Here is a 16,717-nt window from a genome sequence, read left to right on the forward strand (position 1 = left end):
CGCGACCCGTGGACTCAGAAGAGTCCGGGAATCACCTCCTCCGCCGTCTCCGCGAAGGCCGCCTCCTGCTCGGCGAGGTAGCTCTGCCACGCCGCCGCATCCCAGATCTCCACCCGTGTCCCCGCTCCGATGACCGTGAGGTCACGGTCGAGCCCCGCGTACGTGCGCAGGTTGGAGGGGATGGTGACCCGGTGCTGCTTGTCGGGGGTCTCCGCAGAGGCCCCTGAGAGGAAGACGCGCATGTAGTCGCGCGCCTGCTTGCTCGTGACGGGGGCTTGGCGGATCTTCTCGCTCATGCTCTCGAACTCCCGCGCACTGAACACGTAGATGCAGCGCTCCTGACCTCGTGTGAGCACGAGGCCGTTCGACAGCTCCTCCCGGAATTTCGCCGGAAGAATGACGCGGCCTTTCTCATCGAGCTTGGGTTCGTAGCTTCCGAGGAACATCGCGTCACCCCCATCCTCCGGCCAGGAACCAGGTGCAGGCTCCACTTTACTCCACTGTCCTCCACCAGACAACGACATTGGCCGCTTTTCGAGACGCATTCCTCAGTGCAGGCCCGGAATGACGGGGATCTCCGAGGTGGAGGGAAGTGGGTGATGATGACCGGGGGTTGACAAGCCGGCCGTACTCGGGGGCGGCCTCGCATCCAAGCCAGGACCGCGTTCGAGGGTCGCGTGTCGCCCGGAGATGCGCGACGCAGCCGCAGCGGGGAGGGAAGTGGAGGGGATCGCACGAGATGGTGGAGGGGATGACGCGAGATGGTGGAGGCGCCGCCCTGGCACACGAAACGGGCCGATCCCCCGATCGGCCCGTCAGTCGGTGTTCAGTGCGGTGGCGCGGTCAGTCGCGGCCTTCCTGGCGGCGGTCCCACCGGTCGTTCAGTCGATCCATGAAGCCGGCGCGCGGCTTGGACTGACGGGACTGGCCTGCCGAACCGGGCACGCCGTTCACCGGATTCGCGGCTGCCGAGCGCTTGGACGGCGTGATGGCCACGAGCACGCCGACGAACATGAGCGCGAAGCCCAGCACGCCGACGATGAGCAGGTGCGATGCGACGCCGCCGATGAGCGCGCCGGCGCCGGCGACGGCGAGCAGTACGCCGAGCACGATCGCCCGGTAGTTGGGTCGCCCGCGGCCCGCACCTCCGACCGTCGCGACGAAGTCGGCGTCGTTCTTGTAGAGGTTCCGCTCCATCTCCTCGAGAAGGCGTTGCTCCTGCTCTGAAAGCGGCATCTCATTCCCCTCATGCTCGGGACCGACGCTTCGTGACGCCATTCTAGTCTGCTGCGTCGTCGCTAGGCTAGGACGATGGTCCCGGCTCCCCGACTCGTCGATCTGGTGAACGAACGCCTCGAGGATTTCCTTTCCGGCCGTGCTTCCATTCTCCGCTCCATCGCGCCCGACCTCGACCCGCTGTCGGAATTCTCCAAGCGCTTTCTCAGCGGTGGCAAGCGGTTCCGGGCGCAGTTCTGCCTGCGCGGTTGGGAAGCGGTGCGGGGATCGTCGGGCGATCAATCGGATGACGCGTCGACCGCGGAACGAGCGGCCGCCGTGTCCGCGTCCGCGGCGCTCGAGGTGTTCCATGCGGCGGCGCTCGTGCACGACGACCTCATCGACAACTCCGACACGCGTCGCGGCGCGCCATCCGCCCACCGCGTCTTCGAGTCGCGCCACGCCGATTCGGCCTGGGCCGGCAGCGCACCCGACTACGGCCGCGCCACCGCGGTGCTCCTCGGCGACCTGCTGCTCGGCTGGAGCGACGAGTTGCTCGACGACGGGCTCGCGGCACTGCCGACCCAAGCGGCGCGCGCCGCCAGGCTCGAGTTCAATCGCATGCGCACCGAGGTCACGGTGGGTCAGTACCTCGACATCCTCGAGGAGCGGGCGTGGGTCGCGATGCCAGATGATGCGCAGCGCGAACGTGCCGAGCGCGTCGTGGTGTTCAAGTCCGCCAAGTACAGCATCGAGGCGCCGCTGGTGATCGGCGGCGCGATCGCGGGGGGCTCGCCGGCCGAGCTCGATGCGCTCCGTGCGTTCGGCCTGCCGCTCGGCATCGCGTTCCAGCTCCGCGACGACCTGCTCGGCGTCTACGGGGATCCGTCGGTGACCGGCAAGCCGGCGGGCGACGACCTGCGCGAGGGCAAGCGCACGGTGCTCGTCGCCATCGCGCGGGAACGCCTGTCGTCGCCGGAGCGGCAGCTGCTCGACGACCTCCTCGGCGACCCCGATCTCGACGAGGAGCAGGTGCGCTCGCTGCAGCAGGCGCTGCGGGACTGCGGAGCGGTCGACGAGGTCGAGCGGATCATCGCGATGCGCACCGAGGAGGCGAACCGTGCGCTGGAGGCCGCGAAGCTCGACCGGGACGCCTCGATCGCGCTGGCCGATCTCGCCGGCGCGGTGACCCGGCGGGTCAGCTGAGCCGGCGACCGGCCCTCAGGCGAGTGCCTGGGCGACGCGGCGCACCTCGGACTTGCGGCCGGCGTGGAGCGCCGCGATCGGGGTCGTGCCGAGGCTGTCCTCCTCGGCGAGCAACCACTCGAGCGCCTCGGCGTCGCTGAAGCCCGCATCGGCGAGCACGATCGCGGTGCCGTGCAGCTCGGGAAGCGGCGCATCGTCGCGCAGGAACGCCGCGGGCACCTTGAGGACGCCGTCGACCCGGGTCGCGAGCAGGTAGCGCTCGTCGATCAGGCGACGGATGCGGCTCGGGGTCTGCCCGAGGCGCTCGACGAGGTCGGGAACGGTCAGCCACTCGGTCTGCTGGGCGTCGGTCACGCGTACAGACTGCCACGCGGCCGCATCCCGAGGGAACCGCCCGACGGCGAGGCGCGGCGACGCGCGCGGATGTGTTTGACTCGCCCGCACCTCGGTGAGACGGTGACCGCATCCGCTCGATGCGGAGGGGGAACATGGACCAGCACCGGGAAGCGACGTCCACCGGCCGGGAGGTCGGACGCCCCGAGCCCGCGTCGGGCGGACGCCGACGCCGAGGCGTCCGCCGCCTCCTCGCGCTCCCCGTCGCCGTGGCCGGCGCCGTCGCCGTCACGCTCGGGATCGTCCAACCGGCCGCCGCCGCGCCCCAGACCGTCAAGCGCCAGCCGAAGCCCAGGGCACTCTCGGGTGCGCCCGCCGCGGTCGAGGCGACGAGCACCAGCGCGGCAACCGACGTCCCGGCGGAGGTGACGGTGCAGGAGGGCGACACCGTGACCGCGATCGCCGCCCGCTACGGCCTGTCGACGGCCGAGGTCCTGGCCGAGAACGGCCTGAGCTGGTCGACCCTGATCTTCCCAGGGCAGCGGCTCGCGATGCCCGGCGGGATCGCCGCGGCCTCGACCGCACCCCCGGTGCCGCGGCCCGAGATCGAGCGCCATGTCGTGCGACCGGGCGACACGGTGAGCGGCATCGCGGCCGCGTACGGACTCGACGTCGACGTCGTACTGAGCGCGAACGGCCTCAGCCGGGCGAGCCTCATCTTCCCGGGACAGGCGATCGTGCTGCCCGCCGATGGCGCCGAGATCCCCGGCGGTCCCGGAGCCGAGCCGTCGACGGGCAGGGCGCTCGCCGTCGACCCGGCCCTCGACGACGCGCCCGCCGCCATGCTCGACGTGCACCTGAACGACACGATGCGCGCCAACGCCCAGGTCATCGTCGACGTCGGTCGAGCGCTCGGACTGCCGGACCGCGGCATCGTGATCGCCCTCGCCGTCGCCGCCCAGGAGTCCGGCCTGCGCAACCTCGACCACGGCGACCGCGACTCGCTCGGACTGTTCCAGCAGCGTCCGAGCCAGGGCTGGGGCACCGTCGACCAGGTGCTCGATCCGGTCCACGCCGCCGCCGCGTTCTTCGGCGGCCCGTCGTCGCCGACGGTCGGAACCGCTCCCGGCCTGGTCGACGTGCCCGGATGGTCGTCGATGACGCTGACGGACGCGGCACAGGCCGTGCAGCACAGCGGACACCCCGAGCACTACGGCAAATGGGAGGCGTCGGCGCAGCGCTGGCTCACCGAACTCGGGTGACGCGACACGACCCATCCATCGTCACGATGGCGTTGCGATCCACGGCCGCTCGGCGTTTGTTCATCTGACGGCATACGCTCCTTCGTACACTCGTACGGTGACCACCGCGCCCGCCGACCCGATGATCGGCCGTCTCATCGACGGCCGGTATCAGGTGCGCTCGCGCATCGCGCGCGGCGGCATGGCGACCGTGTACCTCGCGACCGACCTCCGCCTCGAGCGGCGCGTCGCGATCAAGGTGATGCACGGACACCTCGCCGACGACAACACGTTCAAGACGCGATTCGTCCAGGAGGCGCGCTCCGCGGCGCGCCTGGCGCACCCGAACGTCGTGAACGTCTTCGACCAGGGCCAGGACGCCGACATGGCGTACCTCGTCATGGAGTACCTGCCCGGCATCACGCTGCGCGACCTCCTCAAGGACTACAAGCGCCTCACGCCCGAGCAGACCGTCGACATCCTCGATGCGGTGCTCGCCGGTCTCGCCGCAGCGCACAAGGCCGGCATCGTGCACCGAGACCTCAAGCCCGAGAACGTGCTCCTCGCCGACGACGGGCGCATCAAGCTCGGCGACTTCGGGCTCGCGCGTGCGGCGAGCGCCAACACGGCGACCGGGCAGGCGCTGCTCGGCACGATCGCATACCTCTCCCCCGAGCTCGTGACGCGGGGCGTGGCAGATGCGCGCAGCGACATCTACGCGCTGGGCATCATGGCGTACGAGATGCTCACCGGCGAGCAGCCGTACGTCGGCGAGGCGCCCATGCAGATCGCATACCAGCACGCGAACGAGTCCGTGCCCGCTCCGAGCACACGCACCCCCTCGGTGCCCGCCGAACTCGACGAGATCGTGCTGTGGGCGACGTCGCGCGATCCCGATGAGCGCCCGGCCGACGCGCGCATCATGCTCGAACGGCTCCGCGAACTCGAGCCGGCGCTCCGGGCGGCCCATCCGCGGACGGCCGCCGGAGACACCGCGGTCATCGGCGCGATCGACGCGGCACCGACGGCCGAGACGCGTGTGCTGGCCTCGACCGGCCGCCTCGTCGCCCCGGCAGGGACCGCGGTCGACGATGGCGGCGACACGGGCGACGCGGTGACGCTCGCGCGCACGTCGAGCGCCCGGCGCCGACGCGGCTATTGGCTGCTCGCACTCGTGCTGCTCCTGACCGGCCTCGCAGCGGGCACCGGATGGTACTTCGGCGCCGGACCGGGGTCGCTCGCGACCGTGCCCGACACGACCGGAATGCTGCCCGACACCGCGACGCAGGTGCTCCAGGAGGCGGGATTCGAGGTCGAGCCCGCCGAGCGCAACGACCCGCTGATCCCCGCAGGCCAGGTCTCCGGCACCGACCCCGAGGACGGCGCACTCGCCCGCCGCGGGTCGACCGTACAGCTCTTCGTCTCGCTGGGCCCGCAGATCCTCGACGTGCCGCAGGTCGTCGGCCTGCCCGAGGCCGACGCACGCACGGCCCTCGAGGCGTTCGCCGTCGCGGAGGACTCAGCGAAGCAGTTCTCGGCCGACGTCGCGGCCGGCGCGGTGATCGCCGTGCTCGACGGCGACGGCGCACCGATCCCCGCGACCTACCCCGAGCGCGGGGCCATCACGCTCGTCGTCTCGGTCGGGCCCGTCCCGCCGGTAGAGGGGCTCGCGGTGGGCGAGGCCGAGACGCGCCTGAAGGACGCCGGACTCGTCGTCGAGTACGCCGATCCCCAGTTCAGCAACGAGGTCGCGATCGACGTGGTGATCACGGCCGACTGGCTCGACGACCCGATGAACCCGGGCGACACCGTGCGCCTCACCGTCTCGAAGGGCCCCGATCTCATCGAGGTCCCGAACGTGGTCACTGGCCAGACCATCGCGCAGGCTCGTGCGCAGCTCGAGGCGGCCGGTTTCGCGGTCGCGTCGAACGTGCCGCCGTTCCTCGAGGGCGCAGTGGTCGCCTCAGTGCAGAGCCCGGCTGCCGGCGAGAAGGTCGCCCGTGGCAGCGAGGTCACGGTCAACTTCCAGCCGTAGCGGCCGGGCCCGATGCACCGAAGGCCGGGCGCGTTCAGCGCGCCGCGAGCTCCTCGGCCACCAGGAACGCCAGCTCGAGCGACTGCATGTGGTTCAGTCGCGGGTCGCACAGCGACTCGTACCGGGTGGCGAGCGTCTCCTCGTCGATGTGCTCGGAGCCGCCGAGGCACTCGGTGACGTCGTCGCCCGTGAGCTCGACGTGGATGCCGCCCGGGTGCGTGCCCGCCGCACGATGCGCCTCGAAGAACCCCTTGACCTCGTCGACCACGTCGTCGAAGCGCCGCGTCTTGTAGCCGGTGGGCGTCGTGATGCCGTTGCCGTGCATCGGGTCGGTCACCCACAACGGATTCGCGCCGCTGCGTGTGATCGCCTCGAGCAGCGGAGGCAGCGCATCGCGGATCTTCCCCGCGCCCATCCGTGTGATGAACGTGAGTCGCCCCGGCTCGCGGTTCGGATCGAGCTTCTCGACCAACTCGAGCATGACCTCGGGGGTCGTGGTCGGGCCGAGCTTGACGCCGATCGGGTTGCGCACTCGGGAGAGGAAGTCGACGTGCGCGCCGTCGAGCTCGCGCGTGCGCTCGCCGATCCAGATGAAGTGCGCCGACGTGTTGTACGGCGTGCCGGTGCGCGAGTCGATCCGCGTCATCGGGCGCTCGTAGTCCATGAGCAGGCCCTCGTGGCCCGTGTAGAACTCGGTGCGCTTGAGCTCGTCGAAGTCGGCGCCGCACGCGTCCATGAACTTCACGGCCCGGTCGATCTCGCGCGCGAGCTTCTCGTACCGGACGTTGGCGGGGTTGGCGGCGAAGCCCTGGTTCCAGGCGTGCACCTGGCGCAGGTCGGCGAAGCCGCCCTGCGTGAACGCGCGGATCAGGTTCAGCGTGGACGCCGCCATGTGGTAGCCCTGCAGCAGGCGTGACGGGTCGGCCGCCCGCGATTCGGGCGTGAAGTCGTACCCGTTCACGATGTCGCCGCGGTAGGCGGGCAGCGTGACATCGCCGCGGGTCTCGGTGTCGCTCGAGCGGGGCTTGGCGAACTGGCCCGCCATCCGCCCCATCTTCACGACGGGCATCGACGCACCGTACGTCAGCACGACCGCCATCTGCAGCACGGTCTTCACGCGATTGCGGATCTGGTCGGCGGTCGCCCCCGCGAAGGTCTCGGCGCAGTCGCCGCCCTGCAGGAGGAAGGCCTCGCCGCGCGATGCGGCCGCCAGGCGATCGCGGAGCATGTCGACCTCGCCGGCGAACACGAGGGGCGGCAGCGTCGCCAGTTCAGCGGACGCCGCGTGGGCCGCCTCGGGATCGGGCCAGGACGGCTGCTGCTTGATCGGCAGGGTGCGCCAATAGTCGAGGCCCGCGATCACGGAGGGATCTGCGTTCACGATGGGCTCGACGAGCTGTACCACTTGGTGTCCTGGGGGTTCGGGCGCGGTGCGCGCGGAGAAAGGGAAGGGGCGCCGCACGGGGGCGACGCCGTACCCGCCAGCCTACCGCGACTGCGGAGCGCGTTGCTCCCGGACGGTGCTCGCGTAGACGTCGACATACGGCTGGCTGCTGAGCGCCCGCAGGTCGTAGACGAGCTCGTCCGTCACGGAGCGCAACACGAACCGATCGCCCTCCATGCCGTGGAAGCGGCTGAAGTCGAGGGCGTCCCCGAACACGATGCCCACGCGCCGGACCTTCGGCAGCCGAGTGCCGATCGGCATGACCTCGGCCGTCCCGATCATCGCGACGGGGACCACCGGGACCCCGGCCTCGAGCACCATCCGGGCCACGCCAGTCCGACCGCGGTACAGGCGTCCGTCGGGGCTGCGCGTGCCCTCGGGGTAGATGCCGAGGATGCGTCCCTCGCCCAGCACCCGGAGACCCGTGTTGAGCGACGCCTCCGACGCCTTGCCGCCCGAGCGGTCGATCGGCAGCTGCCCGGCGGCCTGGAAGAAGACGCGGGTCGCCCATCCCTTGAGGCCCTTGCCGGTGAAGTACTCGCTCTTGGCGAGGAAGACGACCGGACGGTCGACGACGAGCGGCAGGAAGATCGAGTCGATGAAGGACAGGTGGTTCGAGGCCAGGATGACCGGGCCGTCCTTGGGCACGTTCTCGAGTCCGACGACCCACGGCCGGAAGATCGCGAGGAGGATCGGGCCGACCACGATGTGCTTCATGATCCAGTAGAACACCGGTGTCCTCCGTCTCGCCGAACGCCCGGCAGCCAGCCTAGTGCGCGACCGCTCAGGCGTGCTCCTCGACCCAGAGCCGAGCCAGGTCGGCAGCGCCCACCACGCCCGCGTCGTTGACGAGCTCGGCGATGACGAAGTCGGGCTCGGGGTGGTAGCCCCGCGCCGGAAGGTGCTCGAGGAAGGCCTCGCGGATGGGGGCGAGCAGCAGCTCGCCGGCGACCGCGACGCCGCCGCCGAAGACGAACCGCTGGGGGTCGAGCACCGCCGACAGGCTCGCCGACGCCTGGCCGAGCCACTGGCCGAGCTGGCGCAGCGCCGCGACCGCGCCCGGATCCTCGGCCCCGATGAGACCGCCCACGATGGCGCCGTCCAGGGCGCCGTGCGCCTCGCGGGCGCGCGCGAGCGCCTGCCCGATCCCGCCGGCGTCGGCGATCTCGTTGGCCATGCGGAGGAGCGCCCGACCCGACCCGTACTGCTCGAGGCATCCGTGCTGCCCGCAGCCGCACGCGATGCCGTTCGGCACGATCCGGACGTGGCCGAGCTCGGCGCCGGCGCCGAAGCCGCCACGGAAGAGACGATCGCCGGCGACGATGGCGCCGCCGACGCCGGTGCCGATCGTGAGCATGACCATGTCGCTCACCATCCGGCCCGCGCCGAACCGGAACTCGGCCCAGCCGGCGGCATTGGCGTCGTTCTCGACGACCACGGAGGCGCCGACGCGCGCTTCGAGCTTCTCGCGGAAGGGCTCGTTGCGCCAGTCGATGTTCGGCGCGTAGTAGACCGTCGACTGCGCGGCGTCGATGAAGCCGGCGGCAGCGACGCCGACCGCGGAGATCTCGGCATCGACGGACAGCGCGCGGATCATCTCGACCACGGCGTCCTCGAGCGCCGCGGCGTCGCCGGCCGGCGTGGGGACCCGCTCCGAGCGCACGATCGCGCCGAGCTCGTCGACCACGGCCCCGGCGATCTTGGTGCCGCCGATGTCGATGCCGATCGCAAGCGCCAATTGGGGGGCCTTTCGGAGTGGGATCGTTTGGAGGGGGTGCACAAGCGTCCCGAGGCTGCCGGGGGCGCACCGACTAGAGTGTAGTCAACCCCAATGCCGAGGTTCGTGCGGCCCCGACGGATGTGCGACCTCCCGGTGCCGAAGGAGCTACCGTGACCGAATTCGCCACAGCACCCCTCGTGGCCGCCGACCCCGACGCGAACACGACCGACCTGCTGGTCGAGCGGGTCACGGCGACCCCCGACTCGGTGCTGTTCTCGCTGCCGACCGCCGACGGCGGCTGGAGCCCGGTCACCACGCGCGAGTTCCACGAGCAGGTCGTCCGCCTCGCGAAGGGCCTCGTCGCGGCCGGCATCCAGCCGGGCGACAAGGTGGGCCTCATGAGCAAGACCCGCTACGAGTGGACGCTCATCGATTTCGCGGCGTGGTTCGCGGGCGCCGTCCTGGTGCCGATCTACGAGACCAGCTCGCCCGCCCAGGTGCGCTGGAACCTGGGCGACTCGGGCGCCATCGCCGTGATCCTCGAGACCGCCGACCATTTCGCGCGCTTCGACGAGGTGCACCCCGACCTGCCGGCCATCCGCAGCGTGTGGCAGATCGACCTCGGCGACCTCGACAAGCTGGTCGCGGCGGGGGCCGACGTGCCCGACGACGAGATCGAGCGCCGCCGCAACCTCGCGGTCGGCAGCGACATCGCGACCCTGATCTACACCTCGGGCTCGACCGGCAAGCCCAAGGGCTGCGTCCTCACTCACTCCAACTTCGTCGAGCTGTCGCGGAACGCCGCGGTGGCGCTCGAGGAGGTCGTGCTCGACCCCGACGGCGCGTCGACGCTGCTCTTCATCACGACCGCGCACGTGTTCGCGCGCTTCATCTCGGTGCTGTGCGTGCACGCGGGCGTGCGCGTCGGCCACCAGCCCGACACCAAGCAGCTGCTGCCGTCGCTCGGCAGCTTCAAGCCGACCTTCCTCCTCGCCGTGCCGCGCGTCTTCGAGAAGGTCTACAACGTCTCCGAGCAGAAGGCCGAGGCCGGCGGCAAGGGCAAGATCTTCCACGCCGCGGCCGAGACCGCGATCGCCTACTCGACCGCGCAGGAGGCCGGGGGCAAGGTGCCCCTCGGGCTGCGACTCAAGTTCGCCCTGTTCGACCGCCTGGTGTTCTCCAAGCTCCGCCACGCCATGGGCGGCAACGTCAAGTACGCCGTTTCGGGCTCGGCCCCGCTCGGCCCCCGCCTGGGCCACTTCTACCACGCGCTCGGCATCACGATCCTCGAGGGCTACGGCCTCACCGAGACCACCGCCCCGGCGACGGTCAACCTCGCCCACAAGTCGAAGATCGGCACGGTCGGTCCGGCGCTCCCGGGTGTCTCGGTGCGCGTCGCCGACGACGGCGAGATCGAGGTCAAGGGCATCAACGTCTTCAAGGAGTACTGGAAGAACCCCGAGGCGACGGCCGCCGTGTTCGACGGCGACTGGTTCAAGACGGGCGACATCGGCACCTTCGATGCCGACGGGTTCCTCACCATCACCGGCCGCAAGAAGGAGATCATCGTCACGGCGGGCGGCAAGAACGTCGCCCCCGCCGCGCTGGAAGACCCGATCCGCGCCAACCCGCTCGTCGGCCAGGTCGTCGTGGTCGGCGACCAGAAGCCCTTCATCTCGGCCCTCGTCACGCTCGACCCCGAGATGCTGCCGGTGTGGCTGAACAACCACGACGAGGACGCCGGCATGAGCCTCGACGAGGCCGCCGCGAACCCGGCCGTGCTCGCCGAGGTGCAGCGCGCGATCGACGCCGCGAACGAGACCGTCTCGCGCGCCGAGTCCATCCGCAAGTTCCGCATCCTGCCGCTCGAGTTCACCGAGGCGAGCGGTCACCTGACGCCGAAGATGAGCATCAAGCGCAACGTGATCCTCGAGGACTTCGGGGCGGAGATCGAGGGCATGTACTCGGGCGCGCCCGCGACCGAGGGACACTCGATCGTCAGCTGACGATCTCCGCACGACGACGGGGCTCCGCGGTCATCGCGGAGCCCCGTCGTCATCCGGTGCGGCGAGCGGATGTCGCATCCGCCCGTCCCTCGTGATTCAGAACCAGTCGGACTCGCGGACGGCGCGCATCGCCGCGCGGCGCTCGTCCTTCTCGAGGCGGTCGAGGTAGACGATGCCGTCGAGGTGATCCACCTCGTGCTGGAGCGCCTGCGCCATGAGCCCCTCCCCCGCGATCTCGACGACGTTGCCGTCGAGGTCGATGCCGCGGACGCGCGCGAAGGGTCGCCTCGGCGTCTTGTGCCAGAGTCCGGGCACCGAGAGGCATCCCTCGTCGACGAGCTCGACCTCGCCCGAGGCCTCGACGATCTCGGGGTTGATCACGTAGCCGACCTCGCCGTCGACGTTGTAGCTGAACACGCGCAGGTTCACGCCGATCTGGGGCGCGGCGACCCCGGCGCGACCGGGCAGCCTCACGCTGTCGACGAGGTCGTCGACGAGGCCCCGCACCCGGTCGTCGACCTGGTCGACGGGCGCGGAGACGGTCTTCAGGACGGGGTCGCCGAACAGGCGAATGGGACGTTCCGGCAATGCTGCTCCGTGTTCGGGCCCGAGCACGTCGGGCAGGGTTCGGCCCGTGCTCGACGGGCGGGATCATCGTACGTGACCGACGGGCTCAGTGCCCGCGCTCGACGGGCAGGCCCTCGACGACCAGGGCCGCGAGCTCGCGTGCCGCGTGCTGGGTCACCGGCCGCAGGTCGCTCCAGTGCACGACCGAGCCGGCCGCGAGCTGCGGATCGTACGGGATCCGCACGATCTCACGGACGCGCGACTGGAAGTGCGCCTCGATCTCGTCAACCTTGACGAGATGCGTGCCCTGTGTGGCCAGGTTGATCGCGACGACCGCGTTGCGGACGAGTTCGCCGTAGCCGTTGGCCTCGAGCCAGGTGAGCGTCTCGCTCGCCAACCGCGCCTCGTCGACGCTGCCGCCCGACACGACGACGATCGAGTCGGCGCGCTGGAGCGTCGAACGCATCACCGAGTGCACGATGCCGGTGCCGCAGTCGGTGAGCACGAGCGAGTAGTAGCGGGCGGCGAGGCCCGCGACGACGTTGTAGTCGTCGGCGTCGAACGCCTCGCTGAGCGTCGGATCGGTGTCGGACGCGAGGATGTCCAGGCGCGTCTCGTCGCGTGAGACGAACTTGGAGAAGTCGGTGTACCCGCCGATCGACGAGGCCTTCGCGACCACGTCGCGGACCGTCTCGCGGGTCTGGCGGTCGACGCGCTCGGCGAGCGTGCCGCGGTCGGGATTGGCGTCGATCGCGATCACGCGGTCGTCGCGCGCGTCGGCGAGGGCCATGCCCAGCAGCGCCGTCACCGTGGTCTTGCCGACGCCGCCCTTGCGCGTGAGCACCGGCACGAACCGCGCGCCGCCCTCGAAGCGGCGTCGGATCCGCTCGTTCATGGCCTTGTGGGCTCGCACCTTCGCCGAGTCGCCGAGGTTGACGACGTGCAGCGTCGCCTCGTAGAGGAAGCGGTTGAGCCCGCCCTGCGGCGCGGGACGCGTGGTGCGGTTGAGGTCGATCAACCGGTCGGGCGTGAGCGAATCGGGCGTCTCGGGCAGTTCGGCGGGGAGGAGGTCGCTCGTGGCCTCCTCGACGATCGCCACGTGGGCGCCGGTGTCGGTGGTCACGCGCTCGCGGCGCAGACGCGACGCGTCGGAGGCGAGCAGCGCGCTGTACGGCGAGGCATCGCGTCCGGCCGCGCGCCGGTAGCCGCCGCGCGCCGTGGACGACGCCAGTACCTCGACCGAGGTCGTGCCCGTGGTGACGGCACCGAGGTCACCCGGGTCGACCGCCACGTCGTCGATGGCCACGGCGACCTCGTCGTCGGGCATCTGCGGCGCCGGCGCGGGCGGCAGGTCGACGCGGACGTCGACCGTCTCGCGGTCGGCCGCGTGCGCTCCACCGCCCTCGGCGGGGCGCTCGGTGCTGCGGGAACGTGGGCGGCGGGCGACAGGGCCCGTCTCGTCATCGTGTTCAGCCACCGATTCCTCCTCGGGGGTGCGGAACGCTCCCGAGTCTATCGTGGGCGCACGACGACGAGCAGGTCACCCGCCTCGACCTGCTGCGTCTTCGGGATCGCGACGCGCTCGACGACGCCGGTGACCGGCGAGGTGATCGCCGCCTCCATCTTCATGGCCTCGATCGACGCGACGGCCTGGCCTGCCGCGATCTCGGCGCCCACCTCGACCTGGAGGGTGACCACGCCGGAGAACGGGGCGGCGATCTGGCCCGGCTGCGAGGCATCCGCCTTCTCTGCCGCTCGGCTCTCGACCGTGATGCTGCGATCGCGGACGAACACGGGGCGCAACTGGCCGTTGAGGATCGTCATGACCGTGCGCATGCCCTTGTCGTCGGCCTCGCCAATGGCCTCGAGGCCGGCGTACAGCCGCACGCCCCTGGCGATCTCGACCACGTGCTCGGACCCCGGCCGGAGCCCGTAGAGGTAGTCGGCCGTGTCGACGACCGAGAGGTCGCCGAAGAGCTCGCGGATCTGCTCGAACTGCCTCGTCGGGGCGGGGAACAGCAGCGCGTTCAGCAGTGCACGACGTTCATCGCCGGGCTCCTCGAGACCGCGTCGCTGCGCATGGGTGAGCTCGGTGACGCCGACGCGGACGTCGCGTCCGGCGAGCACCTTCGACCGGAAGGGCTCGGGCCATCCGCCCGGCAGATCGCCGAGCTCGCCGGCCATGAAGCCGATGACGGAGTCGGGCACGTCGTACTTCTCGGGGTTGGCCGCGAAGTCGGCCGGATCGGCCTTCACGGCCGCGAGGTGCAGGGCCAGGTCGCCGACGACCTTCGACGAGGGCGTCACCTTCGGCACGCGCCCGAGGATCTCGTTGGCGGCGGCGTACATGTCCTCGATGAGCTCGAAGTCGTCGGCCAGGCCGAGCGCGATGGCCTGCTGGCGGAGGTTCGACAGCTGGCCGCCCGGGATCTCGTGGTGGTAGACGCGGCCCGTGGGTCCGGGCAGGCCGGACTCGAACGGGCGATAGAGGCGGCGCACGGCCTCCCAGTAAGGCTCCAGGTCGGAGACCGCGTCGAGCGAGATCCCAGTGTCGCGCTCGGTGTGCGCGAGTGCGGCCACGAGCGATGAGGCCGAGGGCTGGCTCGTCGTTCCCGCCATGGGCGCGCTCGCGACGTCGACCGCGTCGACGCCGGCGCGACTCGCGGCGAGCAGCGTCGCGAGCTGTCCGCCCGCGGTGTCGTGCGTGTGCAGGTGCACCGGCAGGTCGAAGCGCTCGCGCAGCGCGGTGACGAGCTTCTCGGCGGCCGCGGGTCGCAGGAGGCCGGCCATGTCCTTGATCGCGAGGATGTGCGCGCCTGCGGCGACGATGTCGTCGGCGAGGCGGAGGTAGTAGTCGAGGGTGTAGAGGTCCTCGGCAGGGTCGAGCAGGTCGCCCGTGTAGCAGACGGCGACCTCGGCGATGGAGCCGCCTGTGGCGAGCACGGCGTCGATCGCGGGGCGCATCTGCGAGACGTCGTTGAGCGCGTCGAAGATGCGGAAGATGTCGACGCCCGTGGCGGCGGCCTCCTGCACGAACGCGTCGGTGACCTCGGTGGGGTACGGCGTGTAGCCCACCGTGTTGCGGCCGCGCAGCAGCATCTGGATGTTGATGTTGGGAAGGGCCTCGCGCAGCGACGCGAGCCGCTCCCACGGGTCTTCGCCGAGGAACCGCAGTGCGACGTCGTAGGTGGCCCCGCCCCACGCCTCGACCGACAGCAGCTCGGGCGTGAGGCGCGCGACGTACGGTGCGACGGCGACGAGGTCGCGCGTGCGCACGCGAGTCGCGAGCAGCGACTGGTGGGCGTCGCGGAAGGTGGTCTCGGTCACGGCGAGCGGGGTCTGGGCTCGGAGGGCCGATGCGAACCCGGCGGGTCCGAGTTCGAGCAGCCGCTGGCGCGAGCCATCCGGTGCCGGCTGCGCGAGGTCGATCTCGGGCAGCTTCTCGACGGGTGCCACGGAGGTCGGGGCCGGTCCGTTGGGCTGGTTCACCGTGACATCCGCGAGCCAGTTCAGGATCTTCGTGCCGCGGTCCTTGGAGACCCGGCCGCGCACGAGCTGAGGGCGCTCGTCGATGAACGAGGTGCTGAGGTCGCCCGCGATGAACGACGGGTCCTCGAGCACGGCCTGCAGGAAGGGGATGTTGGTGGACACGCCCCGGATGCGGAACTCGGCGAGTGCGCGCTTGGCACGCGTGACGGCCTGCTCGTAATCGCGTCCGCGGCAGATGAGCTTGGCGAGCATCGAGTCGAAGTGCGGGCTGATCTGCGCGCCGGGGTTGACCGTGCCGCCGTCCAGGCGGATGCCGGCGCCGCCGGGAGAGCGATAGGTCGTGATCTTGCCCGTGTCGGGGCGGAAATTCGCGGTCGGGTCCTCGGTCGTGATGCGGCACTGCAGGGCGGCGCCGCGCAGCTGGATGCGGTCCTGCGTGAGGCCGAGGTCGGCGAGGGTCTCGCCGGCCGCGATGCGCATCTGGGCGACCACGAGGTCGACGTCGGTGACCTCCTCGGTCACGGTGTGCTCGACCTGGATGCGGGGGTTCATCTCGATGAACACGTGCTGGCCGGCGCGCTCGCCCGCCGTGTCGAGCAGGAACTCGACGGTGCCCGCGTTGACGTAGCCGATGGACTTCGCGAACGCGACCGCGTCGCGGTAGAGGGATTGCCGGATCTCGTCGGAGAGGTTCGGCGCCGGGGCGATCTCGACGACCTTCTGGTGCCGTCGCTGCACCGAGCAGTCGCGCTCGAACAGGTGCACGGTCTCGCCCGTGCCGTCGGCGAGCACCTGCACCTCGATGTGACGGGGCCGGAGGACGGCCTGCTCGAGGAACATGGTCGGGTCGCCGAACGCGCTGTCGGCCTCGCGCATGGCCTCCTCGAGCGCGCGGCGGAGGTCTTCGGGCTTGTCGACGCGACGCATGCCGCGCCCGCCGCCGCCCGCGACGGCCTTCGCGAAGATCGGGAAGCCGATCTCGTCGGCCTGCGCGAGAAGCGCCTCGACGTCGCGCGAGGGCTCGGTGGACTTGAGCACCGGCACGCCCGCCGCGATCGCCTGCTCCTTGGCGGTGACCTTGTTGCCGGCCATCTCGAGCACGCGCGTGGGCGGCCCGATGAAGGTGATGCCCGCGTCGGCCGCGGCCTGCGCCAGCTCGGGGTTCTCGGAGAGGAAGCCGTAGCCGGGGTAGATCGCGTCGGCGCCGGACTCCTTGGCGACCCGGATGATCTCCGAGACGTCGAGGTAGGCGCGCACCGGGTGGCCCGGCTCGCCGATCTGGTACGCCTCGTCGGCCTTCAGGCGGTGCAGCGAGTTGCGGTCCTCGTACGGGAAGACGGCGACGGTCTTGGCACCGAGCTCGACGGCGGCGCGGAACGCCCGGATGGCGATCTCACCGCGATTGGCGACCAGGATCTTCGAGAACATGCAGGCCTTTCCGGATGGGGGACTTCCGCACAG

13 protein-coding genes are annotated in these 16,717 nt (G+C 71.0%); 4 read left to right on the top strand and 9 right to left on the bottom strand.

The window, feature by feature from the left end; genetic code table 11:
• Window positions 1–14 precede the first annotated feature (14 nt).
• Window positions 15–446 carry a division/cell wall cluster transcriptional repressor MraZ gene (mraZ, locus tag BLT99_RS06670; RefSeq protein ID WP_092670351.1) on the bottom strand — a complete coding sequence of 144 codons (432 nt, stop codon included), beginning with the start codon at window positions 444–446 and terminating at the stop codon, window positions 15–17.
• Window positions 447–843: 397 nt separating this feature from the next.
• Entirely contained in the window at window positions 844–1,236 is a 393-nt protein-coding gene (locus tag BLT99_RS06675) for a DUF3040 domain-containing protein (protein ID WP_092670353.1), read from the bottom strand.
• Between the two features lie 75 nt (window positions 1,237–1,311).
• Between BLT99_RS06675 and BLT99_RS06680 the strand changes: the two genes are divergently transcribed.
• A complete protein-coding gene (locus BLT99_RS06680) occupies window positions 1,312–2,421 on the top strand; it encodes a polyprenyl synthetase family protein (protein WP_092670355.1) in 1,110 nt (369 codons plus the stop codon).
• 15 nt (window positions 2,422–2,436) lie between these two features.
• Here the strand turns inward: BLT99_RS06680 and BLT99_RS06685 are convergent, their stop codons facing one another.
• A complete protein-coding gene (locus tag BLT99_RS06685) occupies window positions 2,437–2,775 on the bottom strand; it encodes an Rv2175c family DNA-binding protein (RefSeq protein WP_092670357.1) in 339 nt (112 codons plus the stop codon).
• 134 nt (window positions 2,776–2,909) lie between these two features.
• On the opposite strand from BLT99_RS06685, the gene BLT99_RS06690 reads away from it, so the two are divergent.
• Together BLT99_RS06690 and pknB are read left to right on the top strand one after the other, a co-directional pair.
• Window positions 2,910–4,016 (top strand): LysM peptidoglycan-binding domain-containing protein, encoded by a 1,107-nt coding sequence (locus BLT99_RS06690; RefSeq protein WP_092670359.1) that lies wholly within the window; start codon window positions 2,910–2,912, stop codon window positions 4,014–4,016.
• 121 nt (window positions 4,017–4,137) lie between these two features.
• A complete protein-coding gene (pknB, locus tag BLT99_RS06695; protein WP_301296284.1) occupies window positions 4,138–6,030 on the top strand; it encodes a Stk1 family PASTA domain-containing Ser/Thr kinase in 1,893 nt (630 codons plus the stop codon).
• Between the two features lie 34 nt (window positions 6,031–6,064).
• Here pknB and BLT99_RS06700 read toward each other — a convergent pair whose 3' ends face one another.
• The 3 genes from BLT99_RS06700 to BLT99_RS06710 form a co-directional block, all read right to left on the bottom strand.
• Entirely contained in the window at window positions 6,065–7,435 is a 1,371-nt protein-coding gene (locus BLT99_RS06700; protein ID WP_371874269.1) for a class II 3-deoxy-7-phosphoheptulonate synthase, read from the bottom strand.
• Between the two features lie 81 nt (window positions 7,436–7,516).
• Entirely contained in the window at window positions 7,517–8,206 is a 690-nt protein-coding gene (locus BLT99_RS06705) for a lysophospholipid acyltransferase family protein (RefSeq protein ID WP_092670363.1), read from the bottom strand.
• 52 nt (window positions 8,207–8,258) lie between these two features.
• Window positions 8,259–9,212 (bottom strand): ROK family glucokinase, encoded by a 954-nt coding sequence (locus BLT99_RS06710; protein WP_092670365.1) that lies wholly within the window; start codon window positions 9,210–9,212, stop codon window positions 8,259–8,261.
• Window positions 9,213–9,364: 152 nt separating this feature from the next.
• Between BLT99_RS06710 and BLT99_RS06715 the strand changes: the two genes are divergently transcribed.
• Window positions 9,365–11,200 carry an AMP-dependent synthetase/ligase gene (locus BLT99_RS06715; RefSeq protein ID WP_092670367.1) on the top strand — a complete coding sequence of 612 codons (1,836 nt, stop codon included), beginning with the start codon at window positions 9,365–9,367 and terminating at the stop codon, window positions 11,198–11,200.
• 96 nt (window positions 11,201–11,296) lie between these two features.
• Here BLT99_RS06715 and def read toward each other — a convergent pair whose 3' ends face one another.
• From def to BLT99_RS06730, 3 genes are all read right to left on the bottom strand, one after another.
• Window positions 11,297–11,788, bottom strand: a complete 492-nt coding sequence (gene def / locus BLT99_RS06720) for a peptide deformylase (RefSeq protein ID WP_092670369.1) — start codon at window positions 11,786–11,788, stop codon at window positions 11,297–11,299.
• 85 nt (window positions 11,789–11,873) lie between these two features.
• Window positions 11,874–13,244 (bottom strand): MinD/ParA family ATP-binding protein, encoded by a 1,371-nt coding sequence (locus tag BLT99_RS06725; RefSeq protein WP_229724827.1) that lies wholly within the window; start codon window positions 13,242–13,244, stop codon window positions 11,874–11,876.
• A gap of 35 nt (window positions 13,245–13,279) precedes the next feature.
• A complete protein-coding gene (locus BLT99_RS06730) occupies window positions 13,280–16,684 on the bottom strand; it encodes a pyruvate carboxylase (protein WP_092670371.1) in 3,405 nt (1,134 codons plus the stop codon).
• Window positions 16,685–16,717 lie beyond the last annotated feature (33 nt).

Origin of the sequence: Agromyces flavus, from assembly GCF_900104685.1 — a bacterium.
GTDB lineage: Bacteria > Actinomycetota > Actinomycetes > Actinomycetales > Microbacteriaceae > Agromyces > Agromyces flavus.